Here is a 23,184-nt window from a genome sequence, read left to right as displayed (position 1 = left end):
ATAGGATTCGCCCCAAAAGCATGTTGAAACGATTCGTTTTACTTTTATTTATGTTAATTTGTTCCGTTTCTTTCGGGCAAATAGGAGGGCGTTACACTTATCAGTTTCTTAATTTAACGACGTCACCAAGGCAGGCAGCGTTAGGAGGAAAAAATATAACGATTTATGATGAAGATGTCAATCAGGCGATGTCTAATCCAGCAGCTTTAAACGAAGATATGGACAATCACCTTGCAATGAATTATGGTAATTATTACGGAGAAGCTTCTTACGGAACAGCTTCATATGCCTATACTTACGATAGACACGTGCAGACTTTCTATGCTGGAATAAGTTATGTAAACTACGGCTCGTTTGATGGTTATGACGAAAATGGTCAGGCTACATCAGATTTTACAGGGAGCGAAGGCGCATTATCCCTAGGATATGCTTATAATATTCCTTTCACAGATATACATGTTGGAGCAAATGCTAAGCTAATAACTTCAACTCTAGAAACTTATAATTCTATTGGTGGAGCAATTGATGTGGGAATTATGTATGAAATTCAAAAAAATAATGTAAATTTGGCCCTAGTATTTCGAAATATAGGAACACAGTTTACCACTTATTCGGGAATACGCGAAAATATACCGTTTGAAATCATTGCCGGTGTTTCGCAAGAATTAGAACACGTACCCATTCGTTGGCATCTTACTTTAGACAATTTGCAACAATGGAATGTTTCTTTTTCGAATCCCGTTCGTGGCGAAACCAACATTGACGGATCAACAAGTAATGAAAAAGTTTCGTTTTTTAATAATGCCCTGAGGCATGTTATTGTAGGGGTAGAGCTTTTTCCTCAAAGAGTATTTAATTTTCGTTTAGGTTATAATTTTAGAAGAGGTGAAGAATTAAGAATTGATGAACAGCGTAATTTTTCAGGAATTTCATTAGGGTTTGGTTTAAAAATGAATAAGTTAAAATTTAATTATTCATATTCAAGATATACATTGGCAGCTAATACAAGTCTTTTTGGTCTAATTTTAAATTTTCAATAGTTATATGAAAATATTCAGTTTGTTTTTGTTCATGACTGTGGGGTTTTTTACGGGTACAAAACACTACTATAAAAAAGAAGTTATGTCTACTCTTGAAGTAGAAAGAATGAATACCAGAATTAGCGAGATAAAAAATATGATTAGTATTGATCCTAAATATAATACTAAAATCGCTTTTTTTGTTGATATGAGAATACCATCAGGTAAAAATCGTTTTTTTGTTTACGATCTTGTAAACAATAAAATTTTAGATCAGGGATTGGTAGCTCATGGTTCGGGATCTGAAACCGGAGTAAAGGGAAGCTTAAGATTTAGCAATACACCAAATTCAAACTGCACTGCATTAGGTAGATACGTTATAGAAAGCTGTTACAAAGGCGGATTTGGAAAGTCTTACAAATTAAACGGTTTAGACGAAACTAATAATAATGCTTTAAAAAGAGCTATCGTTTTGCATTATTACTCTGCGGTTCCTTATGAAGAGCAGGATTATTACATCAGCAATAGTCATGGATGTCCAATGGTAAACGAACAATTTTTTAAAAGAATCGAAAAAATAATCGACAGTTCAAAGTCTAAGATTATACTTGATGTTTACTATTAATTGTAACTGAATAACAAAAAAATAAATAAACTTTACGTTGAATAATACTATTATCAGTAAATATTTTTTTTACTGATAATTTTTTTTGCGTTCATTTTAAAATCTTCCTTTAATAAAAGTTAATTAAATCCTGTATTTTATTTTTACTTCTGTTCAATACTGTTTTATATTCGCAGAATGATTTAGAAAGTACAATGAAGATACGGCTGAAAAGGATTGAATTTGTATGGCAAAAGCATAATGAATTAAATTAAAACAAAAATGAAAAAAATTACCATTGCTATTGATGGATTCTCATCAACAGGAAAAAGCACTTTAGCAAAACAACTAGCAAAAGAGCTTGAATATGTTTATGTAGATACCGGAGCGATGTATCGTGCCGTTGCTTATTTCGCAATGCAAAATCAGTTTATAGGAAGTGACTTTTTTGATAAAAATGCCTTAAAAGAAGCATTACCTAAAATTCTGTTAGAATTTAAGTTTAATACAGATTTAGGTTTTGGAGAAATGTATCTGAACGGTGAAAATGTAGAAAAACAAATCAGAACTATCGAGGTTTCAAATTTTGTAAGTAAAGTAGCAGAAGTTTCTGAAGTGCGTTCTAAATTGGTAGAACAACAACAGGAAATGGGAAAAAATGCTGCTATTGTGATGGACGGAAGAGATATAGGAACAGTAGTTTTTCCGAACGCCGAACTTAAAATTTTCATGACAGCAAGCGCCGAAACCCGTGCGCAAAGACGTTTTGATGAATTACAGCAAAAAGGGGATAATGTATCGTATGAAGATGTTTTAAAAAATGTAGTAGAGAGAGATCATATCGATACACATCGCGAAGATTCTCCTTTAGTGATTGCCGATGATGCGATAGAAATAGATAATTCTTACTTAAGCAGGGAAGAGCAGTTCTCGGCTGTTTTAGAATTGGTAAATGATGTTGTAAAAACGAATTAAATTTTGTAGATTATTTATTTTAATGGTAGTTTTACCGCTTCATTTATATTTTAAAGACAATTTCATCATATGGGAATTAAAAACAGGTTGATTATAATGAGCTTTCTTCAATTTTTTGTTTGGGGAGCCTGGCTTATAACAATTGGAAATTATTGGTTTGGAACAAAAAATTGGGAAGGAACCCAGTTTGGTCTCGTTTTCGGAACCATGGGAATTGCATCTTTATTCATGCCCACTCTTACCGGAATTATTGCTGACAGATGGGTAAATGCCGAAAAATTATATGGTTTTCTTCATATAATTTATGCTTTAGTTTTATTTGGTATCGCACAAGTAACTACACCGGATAATTTTATTTATGTAATGTTTGCTGCAATGTGTTGCTATATGCCTACAATTGCTTTAAGCAATTCGATATCCTACACTTCGCTAAAATTAAATAATAAAAACATTGTAAAAGATTTTCCACCCATTCGTGTGTGGGGAACTATCGGTTTTATTGCCGCAATGTGGATTACTAATTTAAGCGGAAGCAAAGCAACTGAGTATCAATTTTATATTGCGGGAGTTGGAGCTTTGGTTCTTGGAATTTATGCTTTTACATTACCAAAATGTAAACCACAGCGTTTAACTAAAGAAGACGCTACACTAACAGAAACTTTAGGTTTAGAAGCTTTTAAGTTGTTTGGAAATTATAAAATGGCATTGTTCTTTGTGTTTTCTATGTTTTTAGGAGGTGCTTTGCAATTAACAAATGCTTACGGAGATGTGTTCTTAGATGAGTTTAAACATTTCCCTAAATATGCAGATTCATTTGTAATTCAATATTCGACTATTATTATGTCGATTTCTCAGGTATCAGAAACGTTATTCATTTTGGCGATTCCGTTTTTCTTAAGACGTTTTGGAATCAAACAAGTAATGTTGATTAGTATGCTGGCTTGGGTATTGCGTTTTGGTTTATTTGCCTTTGGAGATCCTGTAGGAGGTTTATGGATGATCATTTTATCTTGTATTGTATACGGAATGGCATTTGATTTCTTTAATATCTCAGGTTCTTTATTCGTAGAAAGCAATACCGATTCTAAAATACGTTCATCGGCTCAGGGATTATTCATGATGATGACTAATGGAGTAGGAGCGGTTTTAGGAAGTTTAACTTCAGGTTGGGCAATTGATCGTTTCTTTACAAAAACATTCAGCAATACAACTGAATTGGCAGGATTTTTACAAACAGATACTACTAATTCTAAAATGTTAGATTTTGTAAAAAGTCAGGGAAATTCAGTTTCTACAGAGGGAATTTTTGCAAATCCAATTTTAATGAAAGACTGGCACACGATCTGGTTGTCATTTGCAGCTTATGCATTGGTTATTGCAATTGCTTTTGCGATTCTATTTAAACACAAACACGATCCTAAAGAAATAGAGAATTTGAGTCACTAAGATCTCTATAATTATATAAAATCCCGTTTTCGATATATTGAAAACGGGATTTTCTTTTTTAGTGATGAATGTAGAGAACTTATTTTAGAGAAGCAATCAAATCTTCTACCTGTATTTTTTGTTGGGCGTATTTTTGCTGAAGCTCGGAGCCTTCTCCCATTCGGTTGTAATATTCAAGACCTTTATTAGCGAAGAATTTTTTGTGAAAGTTGGATATTTCCGGAATTTGTGGAAACTGAACATGAAAGTTCATTTCGTAATAAGCCTGCCATTCTCGTTCATTTTTATCTAAGACATAAGGTTTTATTGTTTTCTGATTGACATGAACCAATTCGTGCGCGATTAAAATAAGCATTAATTCTAGCGGAAATTCGAAAGTGTTTTCGGGTATACGAATGATTTGAGGTTTGCCAAAATCACCTTCAGTTGTCATGAGGATAAAATCGGGTTTAGCAGTTTCTCTAAACTCAAATCCTTTTAAATTAGCATTTTTGAGATTGTACTTTTTTAATAACCAATAAACAGCATTGATAACTTGTCCGTTTTTATGGAAAGTGTCTATTTTTAGTTTTGTTTCATCAAGTGTCATGGTCGTAGGATTATAATAAGGGATTAAAGTTCTGTATAAATTTACATTTATATTTTGAATTGATGTTTTTTATAGGTTTTTATTTACAATTTAAAGATTGTACATTTGCCTGTAAAATTGCAATATGTTATCTCAATACAAGAATTCTCTTCCTCCGTTTCGTACTGTTCGTTCGGTTTCTAATACATTTTGGGACTTTACTACTGGTGTTTTTGTTCTGGCGCTTGCATTAGCAGGGGCTTGTCTTATCGCTTACTTGATAGTGGAATTATATACAGAACCTTTACTGTCCGGAAAAGAGATTTTAGGTATAATTGTTTTGGTGTTATCCATTGCCGGCGCAATTGGCTTTTTTATATATAAGGTAGTCTATGAAAGAGGGAAACGATACACCACTACTATAATAGATGAAAAAGGAGTTCATTATTTTAACAGATTCAATAATACGATTGTCAACGAGTTGCTCTGGAGTCAATTTACAGAAAGGCCTTTAGGGAAACAAAAAGGACCTTATATCGCAAAATTTGATATTGATTGTTTGAGCTATAATTCAAGAGGAGGCAGGTCTGAAGGCGGTAGTATAACGAAACTTTTTTGGAGGATTAAAGTAAATGAAAAGGAAATTATCCATAGCGAATATTTTACTTCGAGTCATCTTTTTGGCGGCATTTATACTAATCGAGCAGATTTGATTAGGGCATTTTTATTGGGTTTAGCGCATTACAGACCTGAGCTTACCATAAATCCCTGGATTTTTATTGCAAACTCAATCAATATCAAGGATTACACTTTTTATCCTAAGTCAATATTGATTAATGTACTTATGGTTTTGTTCTTTGTGTTGTTGATGTTATTTATTGCGTTTTTGCTGTATGAAAGTTCAACTCCGTTAGAGCAGGAAAATGTTCTAAAAATGATTCATGATGTGTTTGTAAAACTTAAAAGTTTAATAGGTTTTTAAAGATGATAAGTGTTCGAAATCTATGGTTAAACCCGAAAGGTTTTTTTAAACCTGTTGGGTTTGTTCTGCTTACGGATCAAATCTTTGTCAAAGTTTGAAACTTTGACAAAGATAGCTGCGCATCGTAAACTTTAGCAGCAAAGGGCTTCGGCTTCGCTCAGTCTGACAAGTTGGGTTATTGAAAACGATAAAATTTCTAATCTAGCCCCGATAGAGCGGTTATCCTTTTATGGCGGTGTTCGCCATAAAAGATAGGAGCGAAAGCGGGACATTACGCCCTGAAAACCCTTAAATTTGCTGCTCCTGAGCAATAAGCTGATTATCATATAGAATTGTTTTGCTATTACAAATAAATGTAGTAATTTTGCAAACCTTTTGGCAGAGAAGAGTTTCCATTAGGTATCAACTATTTATGTAAAACAACTTCTGTTTTTTCTATCGCTTTATGAAACTCGAGAAAAGCAGAATACAAATTTTTTATCAGCATGTCTGAACAATTAAAATCACAAGAAGAGTTTTTAGCAAATTTTAACTGGCATAACTTCGAAGAAGGTATCGATGCAGTAGATGAGAAAAACTTACAAGAATTCGAAGACTTAGTATCAAAAACTTTCATCGCTACAGATCAAGAAGAAGTAGTTGAAGGTGTAGTTGTTAGAATTACAGATAGAGACGTTATCGTTGATATCAATGCAAAATCGGAAGGTGTTATTTCTTTAAACGAATTCCGTTACAACCCAAATTTAAAAGTTGGTGACAAAGTAGAAGTATTAATCGACATCCGTGAGGATAAAACAGGTCAATTAGTATTATCTCACAGAAAAGCACGTACTATTAAATCATGGGATAGAGTTATTTCTGCAAACGAAACAGGAGAAATCGTTAATGGTTTTGTAAAATGCAGAACTAAAGGCGGTATGATCGTTGACGTTTTCGGAATTGAAGCTTTCTTACCAGGATCTCAAATTGACGTTAAGCCAATTAGAGACTACGATGTATACGTAAACAAAATGATGGAATTCAAAGTGGTAAAAATTAACCACGAATTCAAAAACGTTGTTGTATCTCACAAAGCTCTTATCGAGGCTGATATTGAAGTACAGAAAAAAGAAATCATCGGTCAATTACAAAAAGGACAAGTATTAGAAGGTGTTGTTAAAAACATTACTTCTTATGGTGTGTTTATTGACTTAGGTGGTGTTGACGGATTAATTCACATTACTGACCTTTCTTGGAGTAGAATCAACCACCCAAGTGAAGTTCTTGAATTAGACCAAAAATTAAACGTTGTAATCCTTGATTTCGATGATGAGAAAACAAGAATTCAATTAGGATTGAAACAATTAAACGCTCACCCATGGGATGCTTTAGATGCTAATTTAACTATTGGTGATAAAGTAAAAGGTAAAGTAGTTGTAATCGCTGATTACGGTGCATTTATCGAAGTTGCAGAAGGTGTTGAAGGTTTAATCCACGTTTCTGAAATGTCATGGTCAACTCACTTACGTTCTGCTCAGGATTTCGTAAAAGTTGGAGATGTTGTTGAGGCTGTTATCTTAACTTTAGATAGAGATGACCGTAAAATGTCATTAGGTATCAAACAATTGACTCAAGATCCATGGACTGATATTACTTCTAAATACCCAGTAGGTTCTAAACATACAGGTATCGTTAGAAACTTTACAAACTTTGGTATTTTCGTAGAATTAGAAGAAGGAATTGATGGATTAATCTACATTTCTGACCTTTCTTGGACTAAGAAAATTAAACACCCATCTGAATTTGTAAATGTTGGTGAAAAACTTGATGTAGTTGTATTAGAATTAGATGTTGAAGGACGTAAATTATCTTTAGGTCACAAACAAACTACTGCTAATCCTTGGGATCAATACGAAGATTCTTTCGCTGTAGGAACTATCCACAATGGTGAGATTTCTGAAATCGTTGACAAAGGAGCTACTGTAGAATTCGGAGATGATATCGTTGCTTTCATTCCTACTCGTCACCTTGAAAAAGAAGACGGAAAGAAATTGAAAAAAGGTGATACTGCTGATTTCAAAGTAATCGAATTCAACAAAGAATTCAAAAGAGTAGTTGCTTCTCACACTGCTATCTTCCGTGAAGAAGAAGAGAAAAACGTGAAAGCTGCAACTGAAAATACTTCATCTAACTCTTCTACAAATGCACCAGCTGCAACTTTAGGAGATAACAATGATGTATTAGCTGCATTAAAAGCTAAAATGGAAAAAACTGAGAAAAAATAATTCTTAGTTTCCTCTAAATAGAAAGTTCCACAGCAATGTGGGACTTTTTTTGCTTTATAGTTTTGATTTTAAGATATTTTAACAAATAAAGTTGTGTTATAATCATAAAAAGTTATTTTTGTTTCAAAATACCACTTTATGAAAAAAATCTACTTTTTAGTTTCGGCTTTATTTTTTTTTAATGGTTTGAATGGGCAGGTTATTAATTTTGCTGACGCGAATTTTAAAACTAAGTTACTAGAGGCTAGTGACGCTAACAAAATTGCCAAAAATTTAGAGGGTAATTATTTTAAGATTGACAATAATAACAATGGTGAAATTGAGGAAAATGAAGCTCTAGCCGTTAAAGAATTGGATGTTTCACTTTCAAAAATTGCTAATTTAAGTGGAATTGAGTTTTTTATCAATCTAACATATTTAAATTGCTACTATAATGAAATAACTAATTTAAATATCAACAAGAATGTTGCTTTAACCTATCTGAATTGTATTCAAAATAAATTGACTAGTTTAAATGTAATTAATAACATTGCACTTGAACGATTATCTTGTGGCAACAATAAATTAGCAATTCTGAATTTAACCAATAATAAAGCTTTAATTACTTTATTATGCGGAAGCAATCCTTTAAAAAGTTTAGATATAAGTAATAATACCTTATTAACTACTTTACATTGTGACATGATTCAATTGACGAGCTTAAACGTTAATAAAAATACTGCATTAACCGTTTTATCTTGTGATGGTAATTATTTGACAAGCTTAAATGTAAGTAAAAATGTATTGTTACAGGAATTAGATATTAGTTCAAATAAATTAACGAGTATAGATGTTAGTAATAATGTCAAATTAACAAAGTTGTTTTGCGAAGACAATAAGCTTACAAATCTGGATGTGAGTAAAAATAGTGTACTAACCACATTATGGTGTGAAAAAAATGAATTAACAAGTTTGTTTGTAAAAAATGGAAGCGATGAAAAAAGCTTCACATTTTATGATAATCCCAACTTAAAATACATTTGCGCAGATGAATTACAACTTAGCAGTCTTCAAGGTTCAATCGAATTATATGGCTATACCAATTGTCATGTAAACGCTTATTGTTCATTTTCACCTAGCGGAACTTTCTATTCGATTCAGGGAAATCTAAAATTAGACAATAACAATGATGGCTGTGACGCTTTAGATATAAGTGTTCCAAATGTAAAATTTAAAACTACCAACGGGGCGACCACAGGAAGTTTAATATCTAATAATTTGGGAAATTATTCAATTTCAGCACAAAAAGGATCTTATACTATTACGCCAATTTTGGAGAATGAAACGTATTTTAATATATCTCCAGCAAATACAACTGTCACTTTCCCAGTGCAGACTAGTCCGGTTCAACAAGATTTTTGCATCAATGCCAATGGTATTCATTCAGATTTAGAAATCTCTTTACTGCCGTTGCAACCTACAAGACCAGGTTTCGATGTAGTATATAAAATAGTTTATAGAAATAAAGGAAACAATACACAATCAGGTTCAGTAAATCTAACTTTTGATGATGCAGTCATAGACTTTGTTTCAGCAAATCCTGCAACTACTACAAGAGCCGAAAACAATTTATCATGGAATTTTTCTAATTTAAAACCATTCGAAACGCGTGAAATTATATTTACTTTAAATGTAAACTCACCTATGGAAACTCCACCAGTCAAGAATGGTGACGGTTTGAAATTTATAGCTGTAATAACATCCGAGAATACAGATGAAACTCCAATAGATAACATATTTAATTTAAGCCAAATCGCTGTAGGATCTTATGATCCGAACGACAAAACCTGCCTTGAAGGTCAAGTAATTACCCCTGGTTTAATTGGAGAATACGTTCATTATATGATTCGTTTTGAAAATACAGGAACTTACAAAGCTCAGAATATTGTAGTAAAAGACATGATCGATTTATCTAAATTTGATATTTCTACCTTAATTCCCACAAGTTCAAGCCACTCTTTTATTACTAAAATTTCAGAAACGAATAAGGTGGAATTTATTTTCGAAAACATTAATCTTCCCTTTGATGATGCCAATAATGACGGTTATGTTGCTTTTAAAATTAAAACAAAACCAACATTAAAGGTTGGAGATTCTTTTACAAATGACGCAAATATCTATTTCGATTACAATTTCCCAATCTTAACCAATAAAGCAACTTCGACTTTTAAATCATTAGCAAATCAGGATTTTGATTTCTCTAATTATTTTACGTTATATCCAAACCCTGCAAATGACATTTTAAATATTACTATTAAACAAGATATAGAAATACAATCGTTTGCTATTTATGACATTTTAGGGCAATTGGTCATCGCGGTTCCAAATGCAAAAACAGTCTCAAATATCGATGTTTCAAAGCTTAGAACAGGTAATTACTTTATAAAAGTAAAATCGGATAAAGGAAGTTCAAATATGAAATTTATCAAGAAATAACAATTTAATTCTAAATAGGAAGTCCCACAGCAATGTGGGACTTTTTTTTAAACTTATAGTTTTTTGTTCTCTTTGTGATATAGTACACGGATGACACAGATCCGCAAGCGAAAACACGGATATAAAACGGATTTTTTAATTTTGTTGCTACGAGGAGGAATGATTTTACTCAGTTGTCAGTTCGAGCGAAGTCCAGAACTTTTCATGAATTGAAATTTGGAATTTCACCATTGAATTTTATTTTTTCAGGAGCTATTTCCTGCTTTCCGCTTCAATCTTTTTATTTTTTAAAGAAAAAAATAAAAAGGATTTCCACTTCAATCAGGGCTAGGGCAGTCGTTTTTAAAAGATATTTATCTCACTGCCAATAATTTTTCTTCTTCAGCAGTAAATTCATTTAGAATGCTGTAATTCTGAATGTTTAGTATCTTCATTTTATCTAAAATATTAACTAGATTTCCGTAATTAGATTTTTGAGAGGGTTTAATAATTACAATTATTCCATTTTTAGGTTTTCCAATATTTTTAGAATATTCAAGCACAATTTTACTTTTTTGAATTAATTCTTTTCGAATTCCGTTTTTACTGTAATTGATTTTTTTAGGAGTTTCAGTAGGATAATCAATTAGCCCCGAATAAATAATCATTTCGTCATTATCGTCTAGTAATATTGTCAATATACGGTTTTCATCTATGTATCTACAGCCAAAATACTCACCGCAATCATCACAATCAGGCATTCCATATTCTAAAATCTTAGGTTTAGCCAATTCACCAACAACCATAAAAAAGATTATCAACAAGAAAGAAACACTAACCATTGCGGTTAGATCGACTTTTGCGCTTAACTTTTTGCTTCTAACTTTTTTAGGCAGGTTTTGCATAGTTTTATGGTTAAATTAAATTGATAATTATCTTGAAGCTAAAAGATTAGATTCTTCCGGAGTAAATTCGTCGACTATTGAATAAGTATCAATGTTAGCAATTTTCATTTCATTTAGAATGTTTACTAAACTCCCATAGTTCGAGTTTTTACTTGGTTTAATAATTACAATAACGCCATTTTTTGGTTTACCAATAGAAGCGCAATATTCATGTATCCTTTTATTTTTCAGATATATTTCTTTTCGAATACTAGTTTCTTGAACATTCAATTCTTTTGGCTTTTCAAGAGGTCCTACTAGTAAACCAGAATAAGTTATCATCTTATCATTTTTGTCTAGTAAAATTGTGTAAAGTCTATTACTGTCTATACACGCAATAGGACCGCAACCTGGATCTTTATCGGGCAAAGCTAAATCAATTCCTTTAGGTTTAGATAGCTCAATCGTAACCATAAAAAAGATAATCAACAAGAAAGAAACACTTACCATTGCGGTCAAATCAACTCTTGTGTTTAACTTTTTACTTCTAACTTTTTTAGGTAGGTTTTGCATAAATGATAAATTGATTTACTAAAGTTAACAATAAATTTAACATATTGATCAATGTGCTTTTAAAAATAATCAAAAATAAATTTAAGTATTAAACGCTTGTTTTACAGTCATCTTTGAGGATGTTTCAATGTTTTTTAAACTTTTTTAAAGATTTAATAAAACCAAAACAATTATTACCGCGTAAATGAGCTTATAACTTAAAATATTAATTATGAAAACTAGAAAATTTTTAGCCGTAGCAATCTTAGCATTAGGATTTGGATTTACATCATTTGCACAAAAAACTGTAATGGTTGGAGGAGCTGCAATGTACCCGAATAAAAATATTATTGAAAATGCCGTAAACTCAAAAGATCATACGACATTAGTAGCTGCTGTAAAAGCTGCCGGATTAGTTGAAACACTAGAAGGTAAAGGACCATTCACCGTTTTTGCCCCAACAAATGCCGCGTTTGATAAGTTACCAAAAGGAACTGTTGAAACTTTATTGAAACCAGAAAACAAAAAAATGTTGCAAACGATCTTGACCTATCATGTTGTTGCAGGAAAAATGAATGCTTCTGATATCGCTAAAGCAATTAAAGCAGGAAAAGGAAAAGCTACTCTTAAAACTGTTAGCGGTGGTACTCTAACTGCATGGATGAAAGGAAAAGATTTATACATCAGTGACGAAAGCGGAAACAAAGCTAAAGTTACAATTGCAGATGTAAATCAATCTAATGGTGTAATTCATGTTGTAGATACAGTATTATTACCTAAACAATAATCACTGTTTCAATAGTAGGAGACAAAATTAAAAATTCCAAATTCCACTTTATATGTTGGGATTTGGAATTTTTAATTTTATAATTTTTGCAGTTTATCTTTTCGCTGTCAAAGTTGATCCGGCCGAAGCAATAACAACACAAAATACTGCCAGAATTTCATATAAATTCAGTTTTTCCTGCAAGAATATAAAGGCACATATAGAGGCTGCTGCTGGCTCTAAACTCATTAAAATACTAAATGTTCGTGGAGGAAGCTGACCTAAAGCCTTCATTTCGAGTGTAAACGGAATCGCGCTTGATAAAAGAGCTAAAGCAACACCCATACCAAAAAGTTTAGGAGTAAGATTTGCCAGTCCGTTTTCGTAGAAACCGAAAGGCAAAATTAAAATAGCAGCAAATAACATTCCGGTTGATACTGCCTGACCATCATTCATAATTTGAGAAACCTTTCCGCCCAAAACAATATAAGTTGCCCATAATGCACCAGCCAAAAGCGCAAAGAGAACTCCTAAAAGATCTACACCTTCATTTGTCCAGGGAGCAATTAAAGCAATTCCTATAGCGGCCAATATCACCCAGCAATAATCAATCAAACGTTTCGAACCAATTATAGCCACTAATAAAGGACCTACGAATTCAAGCGTAACGGCTAATCCGATAGAGATTCTTTCTATTGCTAAATAGAAAACCAAATTCATTGCGCCTAAACACAAACCATACGGAATAACCATTTTCCATTGTCTTGGTGTAATTGTTCTTAAATTTGGTCTGTAAGCCAATAATAAAATTACAGCGGAGAATCCAATTCGGATAGAAGCTGTTCCGGCAGCTCCAATTGCCGGAAATAAACTTTTGGCAATTGCAGCTCCGCATTGCACACTAACGATTGCTAAAAGCACAGCGTAAATAGGAGGGATATTAAAATCTTTGTTTTTCATTAGAAATAATTGATGAGATAAAAAATGTATTGACAAAGCAAATAATTTCTTTCTCAAGAGGGATTGTTGAAATTAAGTTCAACTCTTTATATAAAGGTTTGGGATATTTTGATTACTCTACGGCACGTTTTGTAACAAAAGCACGATAACCAATGATAGCCATTTGCCATTTTTTTGCTTTCGAAATGTCTAAACCTTGTTTGGTAAAACTAGGTAAAAGGACTTTATTGATTTTGGCTAAAATTTTATACATGGCATTTTAATTTTTGCAAAGATATAAAAAAAGACCTTGCGGTTAGGCAAAGTCTTTTTTGGTTGATTTTCAGGTTTCAGCTTGATTTATGATTTCTGCTGTAAGAGTTTATCAATCTTATCCAGCATTTCTTTTGCATTTGTATTGTCAGGTTTTAGTTCTAATGACTTTTTATAGGTTTCTTTTGAAATTTCGAGTTGATTGTTTCTAAAATAACCATCCGCCAAACTATCAAATGCATTCCCGGATTTTGGATTTTCTATCGTATTTAATTCTAAAACTTTGATTCCGTCATTGATTCTTCCGTGATCCATCAAAGTATAACCAATAATATTGAGTCGGTATTGAAAATCCCAATCAGGATGACTTTTTTTGATAGCTAAATAATTTTGTTTTGCTTTTTCGATATTCAATTTTAAAAAAGTCTGATTAATTTTTTCACCAGCGAGATAATAATCATCTTTTAATGATTGGTCTACAATTGATGCAACGTGGTTGATCACCTGACTCTGAACGTACAAAGAAGAATATTTGTGCCCGTTTGATAAAAATATAATCGTTAATTTATTATCAGGAAATTTTCTAAATGCTGTTTCATTTCCTCCGGTAAAACCATACGAAAGAATTTTATTCACAGGAACAATTTCCCAGCCATAACCAAAACGGTCTGTGTTGTTGGCAAATTGAAAAGATTTCCACATCGAATATTTAGTTTCTTTATTGAGGTAAACATCTTTACCTAGATTTTCGTTCCATTGTATAAAGTTCTGTAAAGTAATGTTTAAGCCGTTAGCAGAATGCGCATCAAAACCAAAATTTGAAGTGCTTTTTATATAACTCTTCGTTTTGATATCATAATTATAGCGAGGAGCACTATAAGGGAAATTTTCTCCAAAATTTGAAGAGAAATAAACGCCTGATTGTATTGCCGGAAACTGATTTTGCAGAATATAATCTTCAAAAGTTAAACCGGTGATTTTCTCTATAATTTTGGTTAAAAACAAATAGTTAGTCTGATTATAACTGTATTCATTTCCAGTAACAAACTCCATTGGTTTTTGAGATAAAATTGCCATTTTTTCATCAAAAGACATTGTAATTTTAATATCCTCGAACATCACAATATTAGGTAAACCAGAAGAATGTGATAGTAAATTTTTAACCTGTATGGTTTGCCATTCTTTAGGAAGATTCTCAATATATTTAGAAATAGGATCTTCTAATGACAATTTGCCTTTTTCAATAAGATGAAATACACCTATATTGGTTATAAGTTTTGTTGTAGAAAAGAGTTTAAAAGCAGTGTTTTTATCCACTGCTTTATGATCTTCAAGAGAAGCTTTTCCAAAATACTTCTCATAAATAACTTTACCGTTTTTTACAACGCCTAGTGCTACTCCCGGGATTTCGTTTATTTGTATTACTTCTTTAATGTAAGTATCAATTTTTTGTTCTATTAGTCGATCTTCATTTTTTTGACCAAATGACAAATTAAAAATCAATAGGAGAGATGTTATAAAAAATGAGTTTTTCATGTATGTTTTTAAGGATATTGATTACGATTTTTTGCTCTCTAATTCTTTTCTTTTTAATTCTTTTTCATAAAGTTTCATATCCTTCTCATATTGCTTCATGTGTTTTTCCAGTTGCTTCATATCAAGTTCGTGCTGTTTCATGTCAATTTCATATTGCTTCATGTTTACTTCAAAAGCTTTAGAGTCTTTGCCATATTTTTGCTCGATACCCTGAGTAAATTTATCCATATCGGCATTAAATTTATCCATAGCAAGTTCGTATTTAGCCATTTCCTTCTCGTACATCGCTCCTTTTTGCGACATAATTTCATCTACTTGTTTTCCGTAAGCTGATATTTGCGGTTCGATAACGGCCATTTTTTTCTCAAAATCAGCCATTTCTTTTTCGAATTTTGCCATTGCAGCTTTATCTTTATGATTTAACGGAGGCGTAGGAGGGGTTGGAATTTTAAAATTGGCATTAGGCGCTTGCGGCATTACTCCGCCGGGAAATGCAGGAGGAGTTGGCGGTACAGGTGGAGCAGAAGGTGCAGTTAACACACTGCCATTTACAATATTTGCCTGACCTATTTGTGTCATACGCCTTCCAACAACCGTTGTTTTATCTGAGGCATCCTCTGTAATAATGCCAACTTTTTTAGCACCATTACTTTCAGTGTTGATTACAATACCACAATTTGCGATAGCTTCGTCACCATCAATTTGCAGTATTTGAGAATCTTCTGTTCCTTTTTGAATATCAACTCTAATAGCGATTAATTCCTTTTTGCTATTTCTTTTTACATCAGAAATTACAACATCAATATTATGTTTTTGCTTTAAGTTTTCAGCCATTTCTTTTAATTGCTGATCAGTTGTATTTTTCTGAATTTTAAAAACATAAACAGGATCTTGTTTTTCAGCGACTTGCTTACGTGCTTTTTGTTCTTTTTCTTGCGCGATAATATTAATTTGAAATAAAAGAACAAAAGCTACAAGTGCCGGAATTATAGCGTAATACTTCCAGTAATTACGCTTTTTTGATTGATTTTTGTTTAACATGACGATTCGTTTTTTGATTAATGATTGATAAAAATGATTGGTAATAGCAACACAAGTTTCATGCGTTGTAATTTTTAAAAGCGTGTATTGATACGCTTTTTTATCGGATATTTTTTTGGCAGCTTCACTATCAGCAATAAACTCAAGGTTTTGCAGAATAGCTTTTTTGTACAGCCAAATGATTGGATTGAACCAGAATAACACACAGAAAACGCGTGATATCAATACATCTACAGTATGATTTTGATCACTATGTACTTTTTCGTGTTCAATAATATTCTCTAATTCTGAAGCCGTATACATTGATGAGTTGTACACGATGTAATCAAAATAAGAAAAAGGAGCAATGTTTTCGTTAATATCTATAAATTTAAAATCAGCTTGTTGTTGTACTTCTTTACCTTTTAAAACCGTATTCAAACTATAAAAATCAATGGCGAATTTTATTACCAAAGCAATAAAGCCAAGAACATAAATACCCAACAGAACATAATTCCAATTAATTTCAAAAGATTCATTTTGAACATTATGAAACGGAACATGAGAGAAATTCAAATTTGCAACTGCATTAGTTTTTTGTTCTATAGCCGGAGTTTCAATAGCAGCACTTGGCTCGACCCAAACAATCTTGTTGTATACCAAGAATGGTAAAATTACTGAGGTTATCAAACCTGCCAATAAAAACCATCTGCTGCTGCTAAAAAAGGTTTCCTTGCGCAATAAAAAGTAATAAGCGAAATAAAAAAGAACCAACAATCCGCTTGATTTTGCGATAAAAATAAAAAGTGCTTCCATAACAATTATATTGCTTCTTTTGAAGTTTCAATCATAGCTAAGATTTCGCGTAATTCTGCTGCAGAAATTTTTTCTTCTTTAGCAAAAAACGAAACCATATTTTTATAAGAACTATTAAAGTAGTTGTCGATTGCAGTATTCATATACTTTTTACTATATGCTTCCAACGTAACTACCGGATAATATTGATGCGTGTTTCCAAAAGCATTATGACCTACAAAACCTTTCTCTTCAAGATTGCGTACAATTGTCGAAAGCGTGTTGTAATGCGGCTGCTCTTCAGTAATCTCGGCTTGTATTTCTTTTACAAATGCTTTTTTAAGCCTCCATAAAATGTGCATGATTTCTTCTTCTTTATTGGTTAACTTTTGCATGATTTTAGTTTTTTAAGTAACTGAAACTATTCTTTTTTAGTTTCGATTACAATTACTCCGTTTTTACCTTCTTCACCATATTTTTTCGCAGCCTCCGGACCTTTAAAAACATTCATCGTTTTGATATTAAGCTCCTGAAGATCTTCGGCACTATTATTTGAGGTAATTACAACACCATCAACAATTACCAATGGATCTGATTTTTTCGCATTATCACTACTCGAAGAAGATACCGTAATAACAGTTCCGTCCTTGATGTTACTATTTATATTATAGCTATAAGAAGTATTTACATCAGCATTTACAACATTAGTACTAGTACTTGCACTAGTGTTTTTATCAGAAGTAGAATTATTTTTAGCATTTTTAGCAGAATTAGTATTGCTTTTAGCGTCTTGTTTAATAGTTATTGTTTTACTGGTAGAGTTTTGTTGGTCTTTACCTGATTCATCACCAGTTTGAAAACCTACTTTTTTACTGCCGTCTTTCTCTGTTGTAACGATTATTCCAAAATTTTTGATAGGCTTGCTTCCTCCAGTCTGAATAGATTGTGATTCGTTCTTGCCAATTTTGATGTCAATTTTAATCGAAGTCAGATCGCTTTCGGCATTTCTTTTTATATCAGAAGCTTCAAAGTCAATATTATGAATCGCTTTTAATTTCTCTTTGATTTCTTTTAATTCAGCATCCGTAGAATTCTTTTTGACTTTGTAAATATCAACAGACGCAATTTCTCCTGAATTTTCTTTTAGAATTTGTTGTCTTTCTTTTGCAATTACTTCAACCTGAAATAAAAGAACAAAAGCTACCAGCGCCGGAATGATCACATAGAACTTCCAGGAATTTCTCTTTTTTGATTGTTTTTTGTTTAACATAATAATTCGTTTTTTGATTAATGATTGATAAAAATGATTGGTAATGGCAACACAATTTTCATGTGTTGTTATTTTTAAAAGCGTGTATTGATACGCTTTTTTGTCGGATATTTTTTGTGCAGCCTCGCTATCAGCAATAAACTCCAGATTTTGCAATATGGCTTTTTTGTACAGCCAAATAATTGGATTGAACCAAAACAACACACAAAAGATTCTCGATACTAAAACATCTATAGTATGATTTTGCTCGCTGTGTACTTTTTCATGTTCAAGAATACTTTCTAACTCTGAGGCGCTGTACAGTGATGAGTTGTACACGATATAATCAAAGTAGGAGAAAGGAGCAATATTTTCGTTAATGTCTACAAATTTAAAATCAGCTTGTTGTTTTACTTTTTTGCCTTTTAGCACAGAATTCAGGCTATAAAAATCAAAAGCAAACTTTAGTAATAAGCCCAGAAAACCCATAACATAAATTGCTATTAAAGCTAAATTCCAATCGATTGTAAAAGATTCAGCTGCGTTAGGTTCCGGCGTATAAATTTGAGAACCATTTACTAAAAATGGAGTAGGATCGACCCAAACTGTTTTGGTATATACAACAAAAGGCAATACAATAGAGGTAACTAACCCGGCTAATAAAAACCATCTGTTACTATTAAAAAAAGTCTCTTTGCGCAGTAAAAAATAATAAGCACAGTAAAACAATACTAATAAACCTGTTGATTTTGCGATAAATGTGAAGAGTGTTTCCATAAATATTTATTTATCTTTTTTGAAGGTTTAATTACAACTAAGCTTTGAATTATTTTCTTGTCGTAATAACAATTACGCCGTCTTTTCCTTTTTCACCGTATTTGGCTACAGCTTCAGATCCTTTAAAAATTTCCATCTTTTTGATGTCTAATTTATCTAATTCACCCAGACTTTTATCTTTTACGATTACTCCGTCAACAATTATTAATTGTTTGTCTTTTTTATCAGATTGGGTAGTAGTTGATGATTCGCTGGTGTTACTTTTAATTATTGGATATCCTTTGTAAACCTTCTTTTCATTACCATCTTTGTCTGTTGGAGTTTTGGTAGTAATTTCTATTACACCATTTTTTCCGTCCGAACCATATTTTGCAGTGGCTTTTTCTCCTTTCAGGACATTTATACTGCTAATTTTGTTCGGATCCATATCTTTAGTGTCAAAATCAGGACTTGCTAAATCACCATTGATCACTACAAGCGGTTTTTCCTGTTGATTTACTATTGTTGTAACCTGTGAGTTTGTTTTTACAGTACCGTTATTAGAAGTGCTGGTTACAGTTTTTGTAGTGATGCTTATTGTGTTTTCTTTAGTGTTTACATCTACTTTGTCAATTGTTTTCTGATCTAAAAGTGAAAGTTCTTTTTCGTTCGATTTTACACCATTAATATAAATTTCTTTATCACTAATTTTAAAAGATTTAGTAAGATGTTTGGTAATAACAGTAATAATTGTTTTACCTGATTTTTTTGAAACATCTACACTTTCTATTTCCTTAGAATCCAGTTTTGCCAAATCCTCTTCAGTTGATTTTTCGCCATTAATAAAAATCTCTTTTTCTCCGGCCGCAACTGAATTACTTAATGCTTGTATATTGTTATCGGTAATTGATGATTCATCACTTTTAAAATCGATAGTTAATTTTCCGTTTTCAAGCGTAGAGACAATGATAGCAAAAGCTTTGATCGCATCATCTCCTTTAACCTGCATTTGTTTCGAAATTTCGTTTCCTTTTTTTAATTCGATTTTAATAGCAGTCAGTTCGCCTTTCGAGTTTCTTTCTAAATCTGAAAAACTTGCTGTAATATCAAAATTCTCCTTTAGTAATTTTGTTTTTTGATTGAATTCTCCGTCTGTGGTTGTTTTTGTAATTTTAAAAACATCCATTCCTCCTAAATTGCTTTTTGCCGTTACAATTTGAGGTTTTTCATGCGCAACAGTTTCAATTTGAAATAAAAGAACAAAAGCAATAAGTGCCGGAACAACAACGCAAAACTTCCAGGAGTTTCGTTTTTTTGATTGATTTTTGTTTAACATAACAATTCGTTTTTTGATTAATGATTGATAAAAATGATTGGTGATAGCAACACAATTTTCATGTGTTGTTATTTTTAAAAGAGTGTATTGATACGCTCTTTTGTCGGTGATTTTTTTCGCAGCTTCTTTATCGGCAATAAACTCAAGATTTTGAGTAATTGCTTTTTTATACCCCCACACAATTGGATTGAACCAAAAAAAGATGCAAAAAGCTCTCGAAATAAGTACATCTACAGTATGATTTTGCTCGCTGTGTACTTTTTCATGTTCAATAATATTCTCTAATTCTATAGCCGTATACATTGATGAGTTGTAAACGATATAATCAAAATAAGAGAATGGAGCTATGTTTTCGGTAGTGTCAATAAATTTAAAGTCAGCTTGTTGAGATACTTTTTTTCCTTTTAAAAGAGAATTTAAGCTTTTAAAATCCATTAAAAATTTCAATACAAAAGCAAGAAAACCAATACTATATAAAGCGATAATGATATAATTCCAATTGATCTGAAAAGATTCTTTTACCGGTTCAGAAATATTTATTTGAGTAAGATTCAAATTTATCATTGGAGTAGGATCGACCCAAATATCTTTGGTATACACCAAAAAAGGTAATACGACTGAAGTGATTAATCCGGCCAATAAAAACCATCTGTTGCTATTAAAAAAAGTCTCTTTGCGCAATAAAAAATAATAAGCACAATAAAACAAAACTAATAGCCCACTGGATTTTGCGATAAATATGAAAAATGCTTCCATAATAATTATTTTTCTTCTTTTGGAGATTCAATCATGGCCAGGATTTCGCGTAATTCTTGTGCCGAAATTTTCTCTTCTTTGGCAAAAAACGAAACCATATTTTTATAAGAACTATTAAAATAGTTGTCAATTGCAGTATTCATATACTTTTTGCTGTAGGCTTCTAAAGTAATTATAGGATAATATTGGTGCGTGTTTCCAAATGCATTATGGCCCACAAAACCTTTTTCCTCCAGATTACGAACAATTGTCGAAAGTGTGTTGTAATGAGGTTGGTCTTCAATAATTTCTGCCTGAATTTCTTTTACGAATGCTTTTTTAAGTTTCCATAAAATTTGCATGATTTCCTCTTCCTTGTTGGTTAACTTTTGCATGTTTTTCTAATTTTAATTCAAACCTACAACTATTTTTTTAGTTACGCAACTATAAAAGTAGTTAATTAACTAAAAAACACGTTTGAATAGAATTGAGAGCTTGAAAATGATGGGAGAGTTAACCGTAATTCCGATGGCTAACAGGAGCAAGGTTTTTCTATAATAGTCAAATATAAACGCAAAATTCGCAAGGCTTTATGTAGATATAGCCTTGCGAATTTTGCGTTTATATAAGAATCTAAAAATAAAAAAAACTAGCGTGCATTGCGGTTAAAACATACAGCTTTAATCTATTTGCAGTAAAATTTGTCAGATGAGTACAAGCAGAATAAATCTTTAGAGAACTTTCTCTTTATGCAATGCCTTCTTAATCCATAAACAACAAAGCGTTGCAATAATTCCGATAGAAGCCATGAAAAACCAATTGGTCTGATAACCTAATTTCGAGATGATTTCGAAACCAACTTTAGAACTAATAATGTGAGCCAAACTAAAACTCATTGTATAAAGCGCCATATATCGGCCTTCCTGTCCACGCGGAGCCCGACTCAGCGCAAATGCATTCGAAAACGGAAAGGTTAAGATTTCTCCAATCGAAATACAAATCATACTAATAACGAGAATTCCCGCCCAAACATTAATCAACAATAAATAAAAACTCAGCGCCATTATAAATGATCCGAGAATAATAATCCTGATCTTCGGAAAGCCCTTTCGTTCCATAAAACCAACGGTAGGCATTTCGAGCGCAAAGATTAGTAATCCGTTTAAAGTCATTAATAAACCGGTTTGAAATTCGCTTAAACCAAATTTCTCATTATGATATAAAGGTAAAGTCGTAAAAAGCTGAAAGAAAATCATAGCCGTGATAAAACTTACAAATAAGAAAACCCAAAAGATTTTATCATGAAAAACAGATTTTATCGCTGCAGCACTTTCAGATTTATCCTCGTGAACTACTTTTTTCTTCTCTTTAACCAATAAAGCAAAAATCGAAATCGAAACAATACACGAAGCGCCATCTATCCAGAATAAACCTGAATATCCAATTCCCATAATAATCAAACCACCCAAAGCAGGACCGGCAGCAAAACCTAAATTCACGGCTAAACGTACCAAAGTCAAGGCTCTTGTTCTGTTTTCTGGTTTAGCATAAGCGCCTAACGAAACAAACATTGCCGGACGAAACATGTCTGCAATGGTCATTAAAACAAACATCGCGATACACAATGCCCAAAATGTAGTAATGTATTGTATGAAGAAAAGCGAAACTCCACTCGTAAATAAACTGAAAATCATGATTCTGTAAAAACCAATTTTATCCGATAATTTTCCGCCCAACCATGAACCCAACATCGATCCTAAACCAAAAGCCACCATAATCCAACCTACCTGATTATATGTAAATTGAAGATCTTCTTTTAAATATTTTGATAAAAACGGAAGCACCATCGTTCCCGCACGATTGATAAAAGTAACAATTGTAAGTATCCAAATTTCTCTCGAAAATCCTTTAAAATTATTGATGTAGTGACTAAAAGCGGTCTTGAGCATTATAAATAAGTTATTTGCAACAAAGTTACGAAACTTTGTAGGGATCAGCGGTTGCTGCTTTGTTACTTTTAAACTATTTTTG

20 protein-coding genes are annotated in these 23,184 nt (G+C 32.1%); 8 read left to right on the top strand and 12 right to left on the bottom strand.

All coding sequences use genetic code 11. The features are described 5' to 3' along the window. Positions 1 to 20: 20 nt before the first annotated feature. The 4 genes from porQ (at position 21) to FLACOL7796_RS23120 (ending at position 4,044) form a co-directional block, all read left to right on the top strand. The gene (gene porQ / locus FLACOL7796_RS23135) at positions 21 to 1,040 is read left to right on the top strand and encodes a type IX secretion system protein PorQ (RefSeq protein WP_173973136.1); all 1,020 of its coding nucleotides are present in this window, start codon (positions 21 to 23) and stop codon (positions 1,038 to 1,040) included. A 4-nt stretch (positions 1,041 to 1,044) separates the two neighbouring features. Continuing rightward, entirely contained in the window at positions 1,045 to 1,644 is a 600-nt protein-coding gene (locus FLACOL7796_RS23130; protein ID WP_173973135.1) for a murein L,D-transpeptidase catalytic domain-containing protein, read from the top strand. Between the two features lie 261 nt (positions 1,645 to 1,905). Next, positions 1,906 to 2,598 carry a (d)CMP kinase gene (cmk, locus tag FLACOL7796_RS23125; RefSeq protein ID WP_173973134.1) on the top strand — a complete coding sequence of 231 codons (693 nt, stop codon included), beginning with the start codon at positions 1,906 to 1,908 and terminating at the stop codon, positions 2,596 to 2,598. Between the two features lie 69 nt (positions 2,599 to 2,667). Beyond that, positions 2,668 to 4,044 carry a nucleoside permease gene (locus FLACOL7796_RS23120; protein WP_173973133.1) on the top strand — a complete coding sequence of 459 codons (1,377 nt, stop codon included), beginning with the start codon at positions 2,668 to 2,670 and terminating at the stop codon, positions 4,042 to 4,044. A 79-nt stretch (positions 4,045 to 4,123) separates the two neighbouring features. Here the strand turns inward: FLACOL7796_RS23120 and FLACOL7796_RS23115 are convergent, their stop codons facing one another. Beyond that, positions 4,124 to 4,633 carry a hypothetical protein gene (locus tag FLACOL7796_RS23115; protein WP_173973132.1) on the bottom strand — a complete coding sequence of 170 codons (510 nt, stop codon included), beginning with the start codon at positions 4,631 to 4,633 and terminating at the stop codon, positions 4,124 to 4,126. Positions 4,634 to 4,757: 124 nt separating this feature from the next. On the opposite strand from FLACOL7796_RS23115, the gene FLACOL7796_RS23110 reads away from it, so the two are divergent. The 3 genes from FLACOL7796_RS23110 to FLACOL7796_RS23100 all read left to right on the top strand — a co-directional run bounded on the left by FLACOL7796_RS23110 (position 4,758) and on the right by FLACOL7796_RS23100 (position 10,333). Further along, positions 4,758 to 5,594, top strand: a complete 837-nt coding sequence (locus FLACOL7796_RS23110) for a hypothetical protein (RefSeq protein WP_173973131.1) — start codon at positions 4,758 to 4,760, stop codon at positions 5,592 to 5,594. Positions 5,595 to 6,079: 485 nt separating this feature from the next. Then, positions 6,080 to 7,858, top strand: a complete 1,779-nt coding sequence (gene rpsA, locus FLACOL7796_RS23105) for a 30S ribosomal protein S1 (protein WP_056253708.1) — start codon at positions 6,080 to 6,082, stop codon at positions 7,856 to 7,858. Positions 7,859 to 7,996: 138 nt separating this feature from the next. Then, the gene (locus FLACOL7796_RS23100; protein ID WP_173973130.1) at positions 7,997 to 10,333 is read left to right on the top strand and encodes a DUF7619 domain-containing protein; all 2,337 of its coding nucleotides are present in this window, start codon (positions 7,997 to 7,999) and stop codon (positions 10,331 to 10,333) included. Positions 10,334 to 10,686: 353 nt separating this feature from the next. On the opposite strand, the gene FLACOL7796_RS23095 is transcribed toward FLACOL7796_RS23100, so the two are convergent. Together FLACOL7796_RS23095 and FLACOL7796_RS23090 are read right to left on the bottom strand one after the other, a co-directional pair. Next, entirely contained in the window at positions 10,687 to 11,217 is a 531-nt protein-coding gene (locus FLACOL7796_RS23095; protein WP_173973129.1) for an ExbD/TolR family protein, read from the bottom strand. A 27-nt stretch (positions 11,218 to 11,244) separates the two neighbouring features. After that, positions 11,245 to 11,769: an ExbD/TolR family protein gene (locus tag FLACOL7796_RS23090; RefSeq protein WP_173973128.1), complete on the bottom strand. Its 525-nt coding sequence runs from the start codon at positions 11,767 to 11,769 to the stop codon at positions 11,245 to 11,247. 211 nt (positions 11,770 to 11,980) lie between these two features. On the opposite strand from FLACOL7796_RS23090, the gene FLACOL7796_RS23085 reads away from it, so the two are divergent. Then, positions 11,981 to 12,535, top strand: coding sequence for a fasciclin domain-containing protein (locus tag FLACOL7796_RS23085; protein ID WP_173973127.1), 555 nt, complete (start codon positions 11,981 to 11,983; stop codon positions 12,533 to 12,535). Positions 12,536 to 12,628: 93 nt separating this feature from the next. Here FLACOL7796_RS23085 and FLACOL7796_RS23080 read toward each other — a convergent pair whose 3' ends face one another. The 9 genes from FLACOL7796_RS23080 to FLACOL7796_RS23040 form a co-directional block, all read right to left on the bottom strand. Beyond that, entirely contained in the window at positions 12,629 to 13,474 is an 846-nt protein-coding gene (locus FLACOL7796_RS23080) for an EamA family transporter (RefSeq protein ID WP_173973126.1), read from the bottom strand. Between the two features lie 112 nt (positions 13,475 to 13,586). Further along, positions 13,587 to 13,727 (bottom strand): SsrA-binding protein, encoded by a 141-nt coding sequence (locus FLACOL7796_RS23075; protein WP_173973125.1) that lies wholly within the window; start codon positions 13,725 to 13,727, stop codon positions 13,587 to 13,589. Positions 13,728 to 13,813: 86 nt separating this feature from the next. Next, positions 13,814 to 15,262: a serine hydrolase domain-containing protein gene (locus FLACOL7796_RS23070; RefSeq protein WP_173973124.1), complete on the bottom strand. Its 1,449-nt coding sequence runs from the start codon at positions 15,260 to 15,262 to the stop codon at positions 13,814 to 13,816. A 21-nt stretch (positions 15,263 to 15,283) separates the two neighbouring features. Next, positions 15,284 to 17,098 carry a M56 family metallopeptidase gene (locus tag FLACOL7796_RS23065; RefSeq protein ID WP_173973123.1) on the bottom strand — a complete coding sequence of 605 codons (1,815 nt, stop codon included), beginning with the start codon at positions 17,096 to 17,098 and terminating at the stop codon, positions 15,284 to 15,286. Positions 17,099 to 17,103: 5 nt separating this feature from the next. Next, the gene (locus FLACOL7796_RS23060) at positions 17,104 to 17,472 is read right to left on the bottom strand and encodes a BlaI/MecI/CopY family transcriptional regulator (protein WP_173973122.1); all 369 of its coding nucleotides are present in this window, start codon (positions 17,470 to 17,472) and stop codon (positions 17,104 to 17,106) included. A 26-nt stretch (positions 17,473 to 17,498) separates the two neighbouring features. After that, the gene (locus tag FLACOL7796_RS23055; protein WP_173973121.1) at positions 17,499 to 19,103 is read right to left on the bottom strand and encodes a M56 family metallopeptidase; all 1,605 of its coding nucleotides are present in this window, start codon (positions 19,101 to 19,103) and stop codon (positions 17,499 to 17,501) included. 49 nt (positions 19,104 to 19,152) lie between these two features. Beyond that, positions 19,153 to 21,174, bottom strand: a complete 2,022-nt coding sequence (locus FLACOL7796_RS23050; RefSeq protein ID WP_173973120.1) for a M56 family metallopeptidase — start codon at positions 21,172 to 21,174, stop codon at positions 19,153 to 19,155. A gap of 5 nt (positions 21,175 to 21,179) precedes the next feature. Beyond that, the gene (locus FLACOL7796_RS23045; RefSeq protein WP_173973119.1) at positions 21,180 to 21,548 is read right to left on the bottom strand and encodes a BlaI/MecI/CopY family transcriptional regulator; all 369 of its coding nucleotides are present in this window, start codon (positions 21,546 to 21,548) and stop codon (positions 21,180 to 21,182) included. A 336-nt stretch (positions 21,549 to 21,884) separates the two neighbouring features. Continuing rightward, the gene (locus FLACOL7796_RS23040) at positions 21,885 to 23,102 is read right to left on the bottom strand and encodes an MDR family MFS transporter (RefSeq protein ID WP_173973118.1); all 1,218 of its coding nucleotides are present in this window, start codon (positions 23,100 to 23,102) and stop codon (positions 21,885 to 21,887) included. Between the last annotated feature and the right edge of the window lie 82 nt (positions 23,103 to 23,184).

The organism is Flavobacterium bizetiae (assembly GCF_902804475.1).
Taxonomy (GTDB): Bacteria; Bacteroidota; Bacteroidia; order Flavobacteriales; family Flavobacteriaceae; genus Flavobacterium; species Flavobacterium bizetiae.
This window is presented reverse-complemented; position numbering and strand designations above follow the sequence as displayed.